General features: G+C 63.6%; 10 protein-coding genes. 5 read left to right on the top strand and 5 right to left on the bottom strand.

Annotation, left to right across the window (positions count from 1 at the left end):
• The first annotated feature begins 34 nt into the window (after positions 1-34).
• Positions 35-1873: an amidohydrolase gene (locus QRN46_RS08985; RefSeq protein WP_011333416.1), complete on the top strand. Its 1839-nt coding sequence runs from the start codon at positions 35-37 to the stop codon at positions 1871-1873.
• 69 nt (positions 1874-1942) lie between these two features.
• Positions 1943-2569: an isochorismate family cysteine hydrolase YcaC gene (gene ycaC, locus QRN46_RS08980; RefSeq protein WP_011333417.1), complete on the top strand. Its 627-nt coding sequence runs from the start codon at positions 1943-1945 to the stop codon at positions 2567-2569.
• Positions 2570-2627: 58 nt separating this feature from the next.
• On the opposite strand, the gene QRN46_RS08975 is transcribed toward ycaC, so the two are convergent.
• Together QRN46_RS08975 and QRN46_RS08970 are read right to left on the bottom strand one after the other, a co-directional pair.
• Entirely contained in the window at positions 2628-4055 is a 1428-nt protein-coding gene (locus tag QRN46_RS08975) for a mechanosensitive ion channel family protein (RefSeq protein ID WP_011333418.1), read from the bottom strand.
• A gap of 63 nt (positions 4056-4118) precedes the next feature.
• The gene (locus tag QRN46_RS08970; protein WP_007956098.1) at positions 4119-5135 is read right to left on the bottom strand and encodes an alpha/beta hydrolase; all 1017 of its coding nucleotides are present in this window, start codon (positions 5133-5135) and stop codon (positions 4119-4121) included.
• Positions 5136-5297: 162 nt separating this feature from the next.
• Between QRN46_RS08970 and QRN46_RS08965 the strand changes: the two genes are divergently transcribed.
• Positions 5298-6197, top strand: coding sequence for a LysR family transcriptional regulator (locus QRN46_RS08965; protein WP_011333419.1), 900 nt, complete (start codon positions 5298-5300; stop codon positions 6195-6197).
• Between the two features lie 149 nt (positions 6198-6346).
• Here the strand turns inward: QRN46_RS08965 and QRN46_RS08960 are convergent, their stop codons facing one another.
• From QRN46_RS08960 to gspG, 3 genes are all read right to left on the bottom strand, one after another.
• Positions 6347-7009: a hypothetical protein gene (locus QRN46_RS08960; RefSeq protein WP_285354552.1), complete on the bottom strand. Its 663-nt coding sequence runs from the start codon at positions 7007-7009 to the stop codon at positions 6347-6349.
• 76 nt (positions 7010-7085) lie between these two features.
• Positions 7086-8273, bottom strand: a complete 1188-nt coding sequence (locus tag QRN46_RS08955) for a type II secretion system F family protein (RefSeq protein WP_007956102.1) — start codon at positions 8271-8273, stop codon at positions 7086-7088.
• Between the two features lie 14 nt (positions 8274-8287).
• Positions 8288-8716 carry a type II secretion system major pseudopilin GspG gene (gspG, locus tag QRN46_RS08950; protein ID WP_011333421.1) on the bottom strand — a complete coding sequence of 143 codons (429 nt, stop codon included), beginning with the start codon at positions 8714-8716 and terminating at the stop codon, positions 8288-8290.
• Between the two features lie 203 nt (positions 8717-8919).
• On the opposite strand from gspG, the gene QRN46_RS08945 reads away from it, so the two are divergent.
• Both QRN46_RS08945 and mnxG read left to right on the top strand, forming a co-directional pair.
• Complete coding sequence (locus QRN46_RS08945; RefSeq protein ID WP_011333422.1) at positions 8920-9531, top strand: lytic transglycosylase domain-containing protein; 612 nt, start codon at positions 8920-8922, stop codon at positions 9529-9531.
• A gap of 201 nt (positions 9532-9732) precedes the next feature.
• Positions 9733-15558: a manganese-oxidizing multicopper oxidase MnxG gene (mnxG, locus tag QRN46_RS08940; RefSeq protein ID WP_285354551.1), complete on the top strand. Its 5826-nt coding sequence runs from the start codon at positions 9733-9735 to the stop codon at positions 15556-15558.
• The last annotated feature ends 12 nt before the right edge of the window (positions 15559-15570 follow it).

Genomic DNA, 15570 nt, shown 5'->3' with positions numbered 1-15570 from the left:
CGGGCTCCGTTTCACTTATCTCGAAGGAACTGCGATGAACGCCGATCTGATTCTGTTCAATGGCCAATTTCATACGGTAGACCGCGAAAAACCCCTCGCCAGCGCCGTGGCAATCAAGGACGGGCGCTTCGTCGCCGTCGGTAACGATGCCGAGGCGATGGCGCTCAAGGGCGCCGGCACTCAAGTGGTCGACCTCAAGGGCCGCTGCGTGATTCCCGGCCTCAATGACTCGCACTTGCACTTGATCCGTGGCGGTCTGAACTACAACCTCGAACTGCGTTGGGAAGGCGTGCCGTCGCTGGCTGATGCGCTGCGCATGCTCAAGGATCAGGCCGACCGCACACCGACCCCGCAATGGGTGCGCGTGGTCGGCGGCTGGAACGAATTCCAGTTCGCCGAAAAACGCATGCCGACCCTCGAAGAAATCAACCAGGCCGCGCCGGACACCCCGGTATTCATCCTGCACCTGTACGACCGTGCGTTGCTCAACCGCGCTGCGTTGCGCGTGGCCGGTTACACCCGCGACACGCCGAACCCGCCGGGTGGCGAGATCGTGCGCGATGCCAACGGTAACCCGACCGGCATGCTGGTGGCGCGGCCGAACGCGATGATCCTGTACTCGACGCTGGCCAAGGGGCCGAAGCTGCCGCTGGAGTATCAGGTCAACTCGACCCGTCAGTTCATGCGCGAACTCAATCGGCTCGGCCTGACCAGCGCCATCGATGCCGGCGGCGGTTTCCAGAACTATCCGGACGACTATCAGGTGATCGAGCAACTGGCCAAAGACGACCAGTTGACCGTGCGCATCGCCTACAACCTGTTCACCCAGAAGCCGAAAGAAGAGCTGACCGACTTCCAGAACTGGACCGGCAGCGTCAAGTTGCATCAGGGCGATGACTTCCTGCGCCACAACGGCGCCGGGGAAATGCTGGTGTTCTCGGCAGCGGACTTCGAAGACTTCCTCGAACCGCGCCCGGACCTGCCGCAGACCATGGAACAGGAGCTTGAGCCGGTGGTGCGCCACCTGGTCGAGCAGCGCTGGCCGTTCCGTCTGCACGCCACCTACAACGAATCGATCAGCCGCATGCTCGACGTGTTCGAGAAGGTCAACCGCGACATTCCGTTCAACGGTTTGCCGTGGTTCTTCGATCACGCCGAAACCATCACCCCGCAGAACATCGAGCGGGTGAGGGCACTGGGCGGCGGCATTGCGATCCAGGATCGCATGGCCTTTCAGGGCGAATACTTCGTTGACCGTTACGGCAAACAAGCCGCCGAAGCCACGCCACCGATCAAACGCATGCTCGCCGAAGGCGTGCCTGTCGGCGCGGGCACCGATGCCACCCGCGTGTCGAGCTACAACCCGTGGACTTCGCTGTACTGGATGGTCAGCGGTCGCACCGTTGGCGGTCTGGCGCTGTACGAAGAAGGGTTGCCACGCAGCACCGCGCTGGAACTGTTCACCCATGGCAGCGCCTGGTTCTCGTCCGAACAGGGCAAGAAGGGCCAGATCAAGGTCGGGCAACTGGCGGACCTGGCAGCGCTGAGCGCGGACTTCTTCAGCGTCGAAGAAGAAGCGATCAAGTGGATCGAGTCGGTAATGACCGTGGTCGGCGGCAAGATCGTGTACGCCGCCGGCGACTTCGAAGACCTCGGCCCACGTTCATTGCCGGTGCTGCCGGACTGGTCGCCGGTAGTGAAAGTCCCTGGCCACTGGCGCCCGAATTCGCCCTTGCAGGCCCAGGTTCATCAGTGCAGCGGCCCGTGCGCAGTGCATACCCACAGCCATGAAAAAGCGCGGATGTCGAATGCGCCGGTCAGCGATTTCGCCGGTTTCTGGGGCGCGTTCGGCTGCTCCTGCTTCGCGTTCTGATCCTTTTGAAAAAGCGCCGCTCTGTGTGAGCGGCGCTCCCCGCAACAACCATCCATCGAGGAGTTTCACATGAGCAACGTTCCTTACAAACGCTTGAACAAAGACGATGCCGTTGTGCTGTTGGTCGACCACCAGACCGGTCTGATCTCGCTGGTGCAGGATTTCTCGCCGAACGAGTTCAAGAACAACGTGCTGGCCCTGGGCGACATCGCCAAGTTCTTTAACCTGCCAACCATCCTCACCACCAGCTTCGATTCCGGCCCGAACGGCCCGATCGTGCCTGAGCTGAAAGAGCAATTCCCGGACGCACCGTTCATTGCCCGTCCTGGCCAGATCAACGCCTGGGACAACGAAGACTTCGTCAAGGCCATCAAGGCTACTGGCCGCAAGCAACTGATCATCGCCGGTGTGGTGACTGACGTGTGCGTGGCGTTCCCGACCCTGTCGGCCATCGCTGAAGGCTTCGAAGTGTTCGTGGTCACCGACGCTTCCGGCACCTTCAACACCACCGTGCAACAAGCGGCGTGGGCGCGTATGTCGGCTGCCGGCGCACACCTGCTGAACTGGTTTGCTGTGGCCTGCGAGCTGCAGGGTGACTGGCGCAACGACATGGAAGGCTTGGCGAATCTGCTGTCGCAGCGCCTGCCGAACTACCGCAACCTGATCAACAGCTACACCAAGTTCACTGCCAAGTAAGCTTGTAACGAAGAGGCCCGCCAAAATGGCGGGCCTCTTTTTGCCTTCAGAAAAGGGCTCAGCGCTTTTGCAACCAGCCCAGAAATCCACCTTTTTTCACCGGTGCCGGTTTGGCCATCAACGCCAGCCGACTGTTCTGCTGCCTTACCGCCTGCAACTTGTTCAACGCCCGACCCACTTCACTGCGCTGTTCCATGCACTGGCGAGTCAGGTTCTTGTCGAGGCGATAAATGATCGAAGACGTCAGTGCGGTGAACGTCGCTTGCGAAGGCGTATCCGCCAGAATGCTCTGCTCGCCCATGACCTCGCTCGGCCCCATGCGCCCGGCCTCGGTGAAGCCGTTGCCGTCCGGAACGCTGGCGCTGACCACGCCGGTGGCGATCACGAACAGGCTGTCCGGCACTTCCTCCAGATCGAGCACCACCTGCCCGGCGCTGTACTGCTGCGCGACCATCGACTCGGCGAGGCGATCGCGTTCCTCATGGCTCAGGGAGCGGAAGATTTTCACTTCATCGAGCAACGCGCGGGCGCGGGTCGAAGGTTCGATCACACCGTCCGGGTGCCGCGAAATACCGGCCGCTTCGAGATGGCGGTGGGCGAGGTCGAACAGTTGATTGCGCACCTCGCTTTTCTTGCCCAGTTCGGCGATGAATCCGCTGGCCACGTATTCCGACATTTCGTCGCCGGCCTCTTTCAGCACCGCTTTCGGTGCGGGCGTCAGCAACAGACTGCTGCTGCCTTGCAGCGTGCGCTCGAGGGCGTCGAGCACTCGGCGCGGGCGAATGTGGTTCGGCACCTTGATGCTGATCGACACGCCGTGCAGGTTGTTCGGGCGGCTGAGGTTGACGATCTTGGCCTTGGCCGCCACCGAGTTCGGCACCACGGCCAGAGTGCCGGTGCTGGACAGCAGGTGCGTGGCACGCCAGTTGATGTCGAGCACCTTGCCTTCGACACCATCGATGACCACCAGATCATCTACCTGATACGGCTTGGTGGTGTTGAGCACGATGCCGGAAAACACGTCGGCCAAGGTGCTTTGCAGCGCCAGACCAATGACGATCGCCACCACCCCGGAAGTCGCCAGCAGGCCTTTGACCGGCAGATCCAGCACATAACCGGCCGCTGCGACGATGGCCGCCAGAAACACCAGCGCACCGATCACGTCCTGCAACAGACGACCGCTGTGGCCGATGCGGCGCATCAGGATCAGGCCGATGACTTCGGTCAGCACCCGCGCGGCGTACAGCCACCAGAGAATGCCCAGTGCCGTCGCTCCGAGTTGCGCCACCGGGTCGTCGGCAAACAGCGGCGCCTGCAACGGGCTGACGCCGGCGTTGATGGCCAGCGCGTTGAAGGCCAGGAACAGCACCAGTCGCACGGCGACCCGTTGCGCGCGATGCTTGAACGGTGCGAGGTGCCAGAGCAAGGTGTCGAGCACCAGCAGCAGAGCGCTCCAGGACAGCAGGTGGGCAGAAAAAAGGCTCATGAGGTGAACTCCGGCGGACACAAAAGAAAACGCCACACCCGAAGGTGTGGCGAGTGGCTGGACTCAGTTCAGGTGGGTCTTGAGTTCTGCCGCAGCCTGGCGCACGGCGGCCTTCACCTCAGGAATACCGTTCAGCGGGTTGAGCAGGCCGAAGTCGTGAATCATCCCGTTGTAGCGCACCGAGGTCACCGGCACGCCAGCCGCGTCGAGGTGGCGGGCGTAGCCTTCGCCTTCGTCACGCAGCACGTCGAACTCGGCGGTCTGCACCAGCGCGGCGGGCAGGCCCTTGAGCTGTTCGGCGCTGGCGTTGAGCGGCGAGGCATGGATCTGCGCACGCTCGGCCGGGTTGGTGGTGTAGTTGTCCCAGAACCACTGCATCATGCCCTTGGTCAGGAAGTGGCCCTCGGCGAATTGCTGGTACGAGCCGTTATCGAACCCGGCGTTGGTCACCGGCCACATCAGCAACTGGAAGCGCAGGGCCGGGGTTTTCTGTTCCTTGGCCATCAACGCCACGACCGCCGCCATGTTGCCGCCGACGCTGTTGCCGGCCACCGCCAGACGCTTGCCGTCGACACCGATGTCCTTGCCGTGCTCGGCCACCCATTTCGTCGCGGCGTAAGCCTGATTGATCGCGGTCGGGTACTGCGCTTCCGGCGACGGCGTGTAATCGACGTACACCGCCACCGCGCCAGAGCCCACCACCAGATCACGAATCAGGCGTTGGTGCGTCGGGAAGTCGCCCAACACCCAGCCGCCACCGTGGAAGAACATGAACACCGGCAACTCGCCTTTGACCTTGGCTGGACGCACCACCTTCAGGTTGATCGTCTGGCCGTCGACCTTGATCGCCTTGTCGCTGACTTCAACGCCGGACAGGTCAACCTTCACCGAAGCCTGGGCGCCGGTCAGCACCGCACGGGCGTCTTTCGGGCTCAGTTGCTCGAGCGGTTTGCCACCGCCGGCGGCGAGGGCGTCGAGGAAGGCCTGAGTGTTGTGTTCGACGCCAGTGCTTTCGGCGGCGAAGGCGTTGCCGATGGACAGGGCGAGCAGGGAAGCGGCGAGGGTTTTCTTGATGTTCATGTGCAATTCCTTTTTAAGTCGTTTGAGTTTTTGTATGCCTTGGGATCGGGCTGCTGTGGCGCTGGGCTTCAGGCCTCAGCAACACCGTGAGCACAGATTAATGAGGTGCCGGAAAGTGAAAAAGCGGCTATAAAGCGTTTAACTGTCAACCAGGGAGTGACAATGAACCCGTTCGAAGACATGCGTATTTTTTGCCAGGTGATGGACTCCGGCAGCTTCACGGCGGCGGCCGATCAGTTGGGCCTTTCCAAGCAGTTCGTCAGCCGTCGGTTGATGCAACTGGAGGAGCGCCTCGGCGTGCGATTGCTCAACCGTTCGACCCGGCGCCTGGACGTGACGCCGCTGGGCCAGAGCTATTACGAGTCGGCGCTGCGTTTGCTCGGTGAAGTCGAGTCGGTGGAGCAGGGCATCGCCGGGCAGACTGCCGAGCCGCGCGGGGCGATTCGCGTGAGTGCGCCGCTGTCGTTTGCGTTGGCCCATCTGGGCTGTCTGCTGCCGCCGTTTCTGCAGCGTTATCGCGAGGTCACGGTGGAGGTGGACTTGAGCGACCGGCCGGTGGATCTGCTGGGCGAGGGTTACGACCTGGCGCTGCGTATCGGCGTGCTGGAAGACTCGACCCTGATCGCCCGACGCATCGCGTCAATCGAGCGGGTGTACTGCGCCAGTCCTGCTTATCTGGCCGAGCGCGGTGCGCCGGTCAGACCGGAAGATCTGCTGGGCCACGACTGTCTGCCTTACGGCCACGGTCGTTCGGTGCAGTGGCGGTTCAACGCGGGGCAGGGCAAGCCGCTGCTGGTGAATGTCACCGGGCGGATGCGCGTCAACAACGGTGAGTTGCTGCGGGATGCGGCGGTGGCGGGGATGGGGATTACTTATCTGCCGACGTTCATCGTTGGCGCGGCGCTGAAGGATGGGCGGCTGGTGCCGGTGCTGGACGAGTTTCGGCCGGAACCGCTGACGCTGTCGGCGGTGTACCCGCAGCATCGTCAGGCATCACGGCCGGTGCAGGCGTTGATCGAGTTTTTGCGCGAGCGGCTGGATCAGAATCATGTCGCTCTCTAGGTTTTTTGGTGAACTGGTGGGCACCGATGAGCCCTGTGGGAGTCGGGCTTGCCCGCGATAGCGGTGGGTCAGTCAGTGATGCTTTAACTGACCAGGCCTCATCGCTGGCAAGCCAGCTCCCACAGGAATTGCGGTGCTTTCAGTTCGGGTCAGTTGGCGCGCTTGTCATCGCCAGGCTCGCCGCCGACATGCACACCGCGATCATCGCCCGGTTGGCCGGCTGCATGCAGGCCATGGTCATCACCGATTTCACCGGCACGATGTACGCCATGGTCATCGCCGACTTCACCAGTGCGGTGTACACCATGGTCATCGCCGATTTCACCAGCGCGATGCACGCCATGGTCATCGCCGACCTCTCCGGCCCGATGTACACCATGGTCGTCGCCGGGTTCAGAATGCGTGCCGCTGCGGCCCGATGACGCCGTGTTGCCGGAATGGCCCGAGCCGTGGTCACTGCCGCTGTGGCCACTGTTGCCACCGCCGCCACTGCCGCTGTTGCCGCCACTGCCGCTGCCGCCGTGACCACCACCATTGCCACCGCTGCCGCCGCCTCCATTACCGCCACCACCGCCACCGCTGCCGCCGCCTCCATTACCGCCACCACCGCCTCCGCTACCGCCCCCTCCATTACCGCCGCCACCCCCACCGTTACCACCGCCGCCGCCCCCCCCGCCGCTTCCTCCACCACCACTTCCCCCTTCCTTGGCCTGAACACTCGATACCCCGGACAGGTTGTCCGGAATCAGTACGGTAGACGCCGACAGGACTGCGCCGATGGCCATTGCGAGCACGAGCTTTTGAATGTGCATATCGTTCTCCGTCTTTGTTGTCTTGATTGGGAACGTGGATGTGGCTTGTTGCGTGTGATCCGACCCGTTCCCGAGGTCAGTGGATACTCGAAGCCAGTTCGAAGATCGGGATGTACATCAGGATTACGATCACCCCGATCAACAGGCCGATGAAAGTCATGAGCAGCGGTTCGAACAACCTCACGAACCACTCGATCCAGCGGCTGATTTCCTCGTCGTAGAAATCGGCGCTGCGTTCCATCATTTGCCCGAGGTTGCCGGACTGCTCGCCAGCGCGCAGCAGGCGCAGGGACACGGGCGTCACCAGCCGGTTGAGCTCAAGGGCAGTGGACAACGATTGCCCCTCGCGCACCCGCTCGCAGGCCTGGTCCAGCCGAGCTCGCGAGGCCACGGTGAGCAGGCCACGCACCATGCCCATGGCGGTCACCAGCGGAATTCCGCCTTGCAGCAGAATCCCCAGTGACCGGTAAAACCGTGCCAGCTCATACATGAAAATCCGCTGGTGCACGGCAGGCAGTTTCTCCACCAGCCGATCCAGCCCACGGCGAAACGCCGGTTGTTTCTGCAGCACGGCGAGGGCGATGACGATTGTCGCCAACAGGCCGAAAAACTCACCCTGATGCGCATGCAAAAACATGCCGCTGCTCATCAGGATCTGCGACAGCCACGGCAGGTTCGAGCCCAGTCCTTCGAACACCAGGCTGAAGCGCGGCACCACATAGCCCATCAGAAACAGCACCACGCCACCGCCGACCACCAGCAACAGCAGCGGGTAGATCGAAGCGCTGACGATCTTCTGCCGCACCTCGTCCATGCGCTGGCGATAGCTCACGTAACGGCCCAGCGCATCGCCGACCGCGCCGGTCTTCTCGCTGGACTGTACCAGCGCCACGTACAACGGCGGGAACACCGCCGACAACTGGCCGAGCGCCTGGGAGAACGATTTGCCCTCGTACAGCAGCCGCACCAGCTCACTCAAGGTTTTGCGGGCGGCGGGGGCGGTTTCTTTTTCGGCCAGGCTCTCCAGCGCATCGATCAGCGGCAGGCCGGCGTTGAGCAGGGTAGTCAGTTCCTGGCTGAACAGCACCAGGTTGAAGGTTTCTCGCTTGCTCAGGCGCAACGAACGCCAGTGCCTCTCGGCGTGCAGGCTGACCACACGCAAGCCCTGATCCTCGGCGATGCGCCGCGCTTCGCTCTGGCCGGGCGCCTCGACGCTCAGCGACACCACCCCGGCCTTGCCCACTGCTTTGAGTTGAAATCGCATGCCGTGAGCTCCGCTTATTGCCAGTTGGTGACTTCGGCGTTTTCGCCTTCGCCGCCGGGCTGGCCGTCCTTGCCCATCGAGAGCAGGTCGTACTCGCTGTTTTCGCCGGGATAGCGGTAGGTGTAGTTACGCCCCCACGGATCCTGCGGCAGTTTTTTCTGCAAGTACGGGCCGGTCCATTTGGCTTCGTCGCTCGGTGCGGTCACCAGCGCCTGCAAGCCCTGTTCGGTGGACGGGTAGTGGCCGACCTCCAGTCGATAGAGATCCAGCGCCTTGCTCAGGCCTTCGATCTGCGCCTTGGCGACCTTCACCTCGGAACGCCCCAGCTGGGCGAAATATTTGGGCGCGACGATCCCGGCCAACAGGCCGAGCACCACCAGCACCACGAGCAATTCGAGCAGGGTGAAACCGCGTTGGGCACGCGGACGAAATTGCAGCTTCATGATGACCTCCCGTGAGTGGCAGCCGTGTTGCCACAAGGGCTTATGCAATTGCCATGCTCAGCCTCCGATAAATTCGGCTGTCGGGCTGGAGCCCTTGTATTACGGGCTTTTCCAGAGTCGGCACAGTGCTTGCGTACGGCTGATCAACGACGGGTCAGTGGGGCATTTCCCCCAATTTTTCGGGGCCTGTCAGGGGAGGCCCAATGATCCATTCATTCACTGCAGGACTGCTCGGCTGCGTGCTGTCGGTCGGTGTCGCGCAAGCCGATGTCTTCGTTTCCATGGACGCCAAGGGCAGCTACGTGCTGTCCAACGTCCACCGTCCCGGACGCACTTACGAGCGGGTGATTCGCGAGTCCGATGCGCCGCTGGTCAGCCTTGACCGGCAACCGCAATTGATCGCCAACCAGCCCTACGCCGAGCTGGTGTCAGCGGCGGCCAGCGCCAATCACCTGCCCGAGGCTTTGCTGCACGCGGTGATCAAGTCCGAATCCAATTACAACCCCGGTGCCACCTCGCCCAAGGGCGCCGGCGGACTGATGCAATTGATGCCCGACACCGCCCGCGAGCTGGGGGTGAAAGATGTCTACGACCCCAAGGCCAACATCCAGGGCGGGGCCAAATACCTCAAGCGCCTGATGACCCTGTTCGACAACGACATCGCCCTGGCCGTAGCGGCCTACAACGCCGGGCCTGACGCGGTGCTCAGCCGCGGCCGGGTGATTCCTCCGTTCGCCGAAACCCAGCGCTATGTCCCGAGCGTGCTGCGTCAGTACCGGCGCCTGCAGGGGCTGGCGGTGGATGCACCGTTGTAAAGGATGTCCCCGGTTTCCCCACTTTCGGGGCAAACCCGAGGGCCCGGAAAAGTGGGGAAACGGGTGGGGAATATCCCCCGGATTCTCAAGTGACCTGTGTAACCGTTTGAGTTGGAACGACATTTTTTGTGGCACGCGGATTGCTCCAAGGGGTTTATCGAGAATCGTTCCCTGTGAGCACCCACTACGAGGTTTCCGATCATGGTTGGCATTCACCACGCTCCGCCCCTGTTGAACTGGCTGCTATTGCTGGTCTCGATGCTCAGTGTCGAACTGGCCAGCGCCGCCGTGCGCTGCGAGCGCAATCTGGTGGCCAATGTGGTCGCCTTCGATCAACCGCTGATGTTCAACCGCCTCGGTGCGCAAAATGCCAACGGCATGATGTACGCCCTGCGCCGTGATGTGGTCGATGAGCACGATGTCTCGCTGGCCTATGGCGGCAGCGCGGTGCCGGGGAAGGTGTCGCTGCGTGCGGACAAGCGTCCACGGCCGCTGGTGCTGCGGGTGGCCGCCGGTGATTGCCTGACGATCAACCTGCAGAACCTGCTCGATTACCAGGCCAACCCGAACAAGCATTTCGAAGGGCCTGAAGGCGAGGAGGGCACCGTGAACCCCGGTGGCGCCGATGCCTTCAAGGTCGACGAGCAGGTCGCCGACCGCCATGTCGGCTTCCAGGTCAACGGCCTGCAAGCGGTGAACAGTATCGACGACATTTCCTCCTACACCGGGCGTAACGCCAACACCCTGGTGCCGCCGGGCGCGAGCCGTTCGTACGTGCTGTACGCCGAGCGCGAAGGGGCGTTTGCCGTCAGCAGCCGTGGTGCGACATTCGGCGGGGAAGGCGCGGCCGGCAACACCGCCAATGGCCTGTTCGGTCAGGTCGTGGTGGTGCCGAAGTCGGGACGCACCTATCGCAATACCCTCACCGAAGAAGAAATGCGTCTGGCCACCACCGGCCGCACACCGGCCGGTCACCCGATCGTCGATTACCAGGCCCGCTACCCGCAGCGCGAACCGTGGCTGCGTGAAGGCAAGGCCGGCACGCCGATCATCAGCATGGTCGACGGCAACGAAATCATCTCCAGCGAAAGCGATGCAATTGTCATGGGCAGCAACGCCGATGGCAGTTTTGCGCCCAGCACCTATCCGCTGGAATCGGTGGGCAAACGTAACCCGGCGATCCCCAACCGCCTCGAGCCGTTTCGCGATTTCGCTTCGCAGTTCCAGGACGAAACCGCTGCCACCCAGGCATTCCCCGCCTACTGGGCCGACCCGGTCATGGCCCATGTGCTGGAGCCGACCCGCGACTCGTTCATGATCAACTACGGTTCCGGCGGCATGGGCGCTGAAGTGGTCGCCAACCGCCTCGGCGTGGGGCCGATGCACGACTGCCTGTCGTGCGCCTACGAAGAATTCTTCCTCAGCTCGCACACCGTCGGCGACGTGGCGATGCTGGTGGACGTGCCGGCCAACACCGGGCTCGAGAACATCGCCCCCGGCCAGACACCGAGCGCCGATCAGGTCGGCGTCAAGGCCACCATGGCCCTGTATCCGTCGGAGCCGTCGAACGTCAACCACAGCTACATCGGTGACTTCGTCAAATTCCGCAATACCCACAACGGCCACGAGCAGCACATTTTCCACCTGCACGGCCATCAGTGGCTGTTCAACCCCAACGACGACAACTCCGATTACGTCGATGCCCAAGGCATCGGTCCGGGCGCCGGCTATACCTACGAAATCGCCAACGGCGGCTCCGGCAACCGCAACCGGGTGGCCGGTGATGCGATCTATCACTGCCACTTCTACCCGCATTTCGCCCAGGGCATGTGGTCGATGTGGCGGGTGCACGATGTGTTCGAGGAAGGCACCCGGCTGGAAGTCTCGCAACAGGGTGCCGATGGTTATCACAGCGAACCTTACGCACTGCGCAGCGGTAAACCGGCCGCCGGTGCACGGGCCTTGCCGGATGGCGAGATCATTGCCGGCACGCCCATTCCTGCCGTCGTGCCGCTGCCCGGCAAAGCCATGGCGCCGATGCCGGGCAAAGTGGTGGTGGTGCCGAAAATCGGCGAAACCCTGGTCGCCGGTAACGATGACGACGATGAGGGCGATGACGACGGCGAACACCACGGTGGTAACGGTGAATCGCAAGCCATCGGTTCGCTGGCACTGGTCGATCGCAGCGAAGCCAACCGCAACGCCGACGGCAGCCTGAAAAACCCTGGCTATCCGTTCTGGATCGGCGGCATGGAAAGTTCGGTGGGTCAGCGTCCGCCAACCCCACCGCTGGACATGCTCGACGCGGCCACCGCGCAATCCTTGAAAGCCAGCGGCAAAGCGCTGTGGGCCAACCTTGACCCGAATCAGTCCGGCGGCTGGGATGGCGGCTTGCAGCGTCACGCCCTCGACGGGGTGGCGGCCGGAGGCGCGGCGCACACCGTGACCACCTCGCTGGACTTCTCCAAGGAAGTCACCCGCGCCAAACCGATTTACCTGCCCGAAGAGGGCACCGAAGTGGAACAGGCGGCGATGGCGTTCCACGCGAAAAAGGATCACCCAAGCTTTGCCTTGCTGCCCGGCAATCAGATCGTGGCCAAGGCCTTCCGCACCAACGGCGCCTTGCCGATGGCCGGCGCGCCGTACTACGAACCGTGCATGGACGACCGGCAAAAGCGCCTGACCAGCAGCGCCGGCAGCGGTGAATTCGCCAGCGGCGACCGGCTGGACGGCATGTCTTTCGTCGGCGCCTCGACCTTCACCGCCGACCGGCCACGGATCTACAAGGCCGCCAACATCCAGTTCGATGCGGTCTACAACAAGGTCGGTTATCACTTCCCGCAAGCCCGGATTCTGGCGTTGTGGGAAGACGCCTGGCCGGTGATCACCAAGCAGCGTCCGCCAGAGCCGCTGGTGATGCGCATGAACACCTTCGACTGCGTGCAATACCAGCAAACCAACCTGGTGCCCGCCACCTACGAGATGGACGACTATCAGGTGCGCACGCCGACCGACGTGATCGGCCAGCACATTCACCTGCCGAAGTGGGACCTGACGGCTGCCGACGGTTCTTCCAACGGCTGGAACTACGAGGACGGCGTGCTCTCGCCCGGTGCTGTTCAGGAACGCATTCACGCGATCCGCGAATTCAACCAGTGCGCAGGCAGCGATCCGCGCGACGGCACCCAGGCGTGCCCGAAAGCCAAGGCGCATCCGTTCTTCGGTCAGTTCGGGCGCAGTGACTGGATGGGCGCGCGCACGGCCATGCAACGCTGGTTCGTCGACCCGGTGGTCAACGCCAAGGGCGTGGATCGTGGGCTGGGCACCATCTTCACCCACGACCACCTCGGCCCATCGACTCACCAGCAGATCGGGCTGTATGCCACGGTGCTGGCGGAACCGGCCGGTTCCACCTGGTTCCACGCCGAAACCGGCGAGCCTCTGTACAGCGGCGCGCGCCAGGACGGCGGGCCGACCTCGTGGCAGGCGGTGATCAACACCGGCGACCTCGACGGCGACGGCAAGAACGACAGCTTCCGTGAGTTCTTCCTCGAATACAGCGACTTCCAACACGCGTATGAAGCCGGTGTGTACGTGGGCGCCGGCCCCAACGGCGTGCCGAATCCGCAAGCCTTCCCGGCCACCGCCGACAGCTTCCGCTACGCGATCAACCCGCCGGTGCGCAACAACGCCAGCACTCTGCTCGAAGGCGTATTGGAAGTGCAGGGCGGTCAGGTGCCGGGCTGCCCGAGCCGGCCTTGCCCGCAAGCGATCTCCGTGGATGATCCGGGCATGTTCGTCGTCAACTATCGCAACGAGCCGCTGGCCCTGCGGGTCTACGACCCGAACAAGGTCGGTCCGGACGGCAAGCGCGGCATGCAGGCCGACGGCCTCGGCGGCGATCTGGCCTATGCCATGCAAAGCCGTACGGACCGGGCGATCCCGGCGATGAACCTGGCGCCGAACCTGGTGACGGCTGCCACCGGCCCGACCGGCGGCACCACGCTGTTCCCGCCGCACATCAACAAGGGTGGCAGCGAACCGGGCGATCCGTTCACCCCGATGCTGCGCACCTACACCGGCGACAACGTGCGTCTGCGGGTGCATGCCGGCGGCCACGAGGAAGAGCACAACGTCACCCTGCACGGCGTGAAGTGGCTGCAGAGCGGTTCCGGTTTCGGCAACAGCTCCAACTCGGGCTGGCGTGCCTCGCAGATGATCGGCATCTCCGAACAGATGGGCTTCATCGCACCGGTGTCGATGCTGTCCAGCTCTGCGGCGACCACCGGTGACTATCTGTACTCGATGGACGCTTCGATCGAAGGCTACTGGAGCGGGATCTGGGGCGTGATGCGCAACTACACGGCCAAACGCAATGACTTGTTCGCCATCCCCAACAACCCGAATCCGGCCGGCATGCGCAACACCGTGGCGTTCGAAGGCAGTTGCCCACGGATCAGCGCCAACCCCAACGGCATCGGCACCCGGCCGACGGTGCAGCGCAACTATGAAGTGGTGGCGGCGCTGGCCAACGACATCCTCGGCAATTCGCTGGGCCTGAGCATCGGCGATTCGGCCGGGCTCGGTCAGCATGTCGGCGGGCCGCTGAATCCGGCGGGCGGCACCCTGGTGCTGAACTCGCGCACGGTGAGCATCCCGCAGGTCACGGTCACTGATCCGGAAGACGGCGAGACCATCACCATTGGTGGTCAGAGCGGGCCGCTGCATGATCCGACGGCGATCCTGTACGTGCGCAAATCCGACCTCGATCCGGTCAGCGGCAAGCTCAAACCCGGCATTCCGGTCGAACCGCTGGTGCTGCGCGCAGCGGCCGGGGACTGCATCAACATCACCCTGGAAAACCGTCTGCCGAGCGTGATGCCGGACCTGACCCAGACTGCGGTGATGCAAGGCATGGTCAAGCGCGACCGCAACAGCGGCCTGGGCTCGACCACCTTCAGCAACAACCTGATGCGGCCATCCAGCCACGTGGGGTTGCACGCCCAGCTGCTGGCCTACGACATCACCAAATCCGACGGCACCAACGTCGGCGCCAACCCGACCCAGACCGTGCCACCACGGGTTGGCAGCAGCGGCGCCTACCCGACCCGTACCTATCAGTACTACGCCGGGCACCTGGAGCGTGAAGGCAAACCGGTCACGCAACTGGGCCGCAGTGTCGACAACATCAACGCCACGGCCGTGGAGTTCGGAGGCCTGAACTTCACCCCGGCAGATGTGATCAAGCAACCGCAAAAAGGTCTGGGTGGGGCGATGAGCATCCTGCCGATCGGCGCGACCTGGGTCGACGATGCGCGCAAGGTCAACGCCACGGTCACCGCACCGGGGCAGACGACTTACCGCGACTTTGCGATGGTCTGGCACAAGGCGCTGAACACCCGCTGGGCCAATGGCCGGCCGGTCGAAGGCATCGCTGCCGAGGGCTTCGGTGTGCCGACCGATCCGCAGGACAACTCGAGCATGGCCATCAACTACAAGACCGAACCGCTGTGGTATCGCTTCGGCCTCGCTCCGGATGCGCCGTTCGGCCATGCCGATGGCGCGGGTTACGGCGACATGACCAACGCGCACATGGCCTACAGCAATGCGCTGGTGGGCGGCGATCCGCAGACGCCGGTGCTGTATGCCAAGCCGGGTCAGCCGTTCCGCACGCACATCCTGATGCCGAGCGGCGGCAGTCGCGGCACGACGTTCCAGCTCGACGGACACGTCTGGTCGCTCAACCCGTTCCAGGCCGAGAAGAGCGACACCGGTGGCTACCCGATGGGCACGCCGGGCGTGGGTTCGGTGCGCTTCGGCTACAACCCGATGTCGATGTACATCGGCGCTCACGAAAGCATCCTGCCGGCGGCGCACTTCAGCTTCATGATCCCGAGCGCCGGGGGCAGCAACGCGATACCGGGGGACTACCTGTTCCGCGATTACGCCGCCTATGGCAACACCTCGGGGCTGTGGGGATTGCTGCGGGTGACCAATGAGCCGGAGCCGGCGCCGCCTGCTCAGTAGGTGCCAATGCGC

It is taken from the genome of Pseudomonas sp. lyk4-R2A-10, assembly GCF_030209075.1.
GTDB classification, from domain to species: domain Bacteria; phylum Pseudomonadota; class Gammaproteobacteria; order Pseudomonadales; family Pseudomonadaceae; genus Aquipseudomonas; species Aquipseudomonas glycinae.
Note: the sequence above shows the minus strand (reverse complement) of the source record. Positions and strands in the feature narration are given on the sequence as shown.

Excerpts from the sequence above, each read along its gene's own strand:
- QRN46_RS08985 (WP_011333416.1), top strand. The coding sequence starts at position 35 with ATGAACGCCGATCTGATTCTGTTCAATGGCCAATTTCATACGGTAGAC.
- ycaC (WP_011333417.1), top strand. The coding sequence starts at position 1,943 with ATGAGCAACGTTCCTTACAAACGCTTGAACAAAGACGATGCCGTTGTG.
- QRN46_RS08975 (WP_011333418.1), bottom strand. The coding sequence starts at position 4,055 with ATGAGCCTTTTTTCTGCCCACCTGCTGTCCTGGAGCGCTCTGCTGCTG.
- QRN46_RS08970 (WP_007956098.1), bottom strand. The coding sequence starts at position 5,135 with ATGAACATCAAGAAAACCCTCGCCGCTTCCCTGCTCGCCCTGTCCATC.
- QRN46_RS08965 (WP_011333419.1), top strand. The coding sequence starts at position 5,298 with ATGAACCCGTTCGAAGACATGCGTATTTTTTGCCAGGTGATGGACTCC.
- QRN46_RS08960 (WP_285354552.1), bottom strand. The coding sequence starts at position 7,009 with ATGCACATTCAAAAGCTCGTGCTCGCAATGGCCATCGGCGCAGTCCTG.
- QRN46_RS08955 (WP_007956102.1), bottom strand. The coding sequence starts at position 8,273 with ATGCGATTTCAACTCAAAGCAGTGGGCAAGGCCGGGGTGGTGTCGCTG.
- gspG (WP_011333421.1), bottom strand. The coding sequence starts at position 8,716 with ATGAAGCTGCAATTTCGTCCGCGTGCCCAACGCGGTTTCACCCTGCTC.
- QRN46_RS08945 (WP_011333422.1), top strand. The coding sequence starts at position 8,920 with ATGATCCATTCATTCACTGCAGGACTGCTCGGCTGCGTGCTGTCGGTC.
- mnxG (WP_285354551.1), top strand. The coding sequence starts at position 9,733 with ATGGTTGGCATTCACCACGCTCCGCCCCTGTTGAACTGGCTGCTATTG.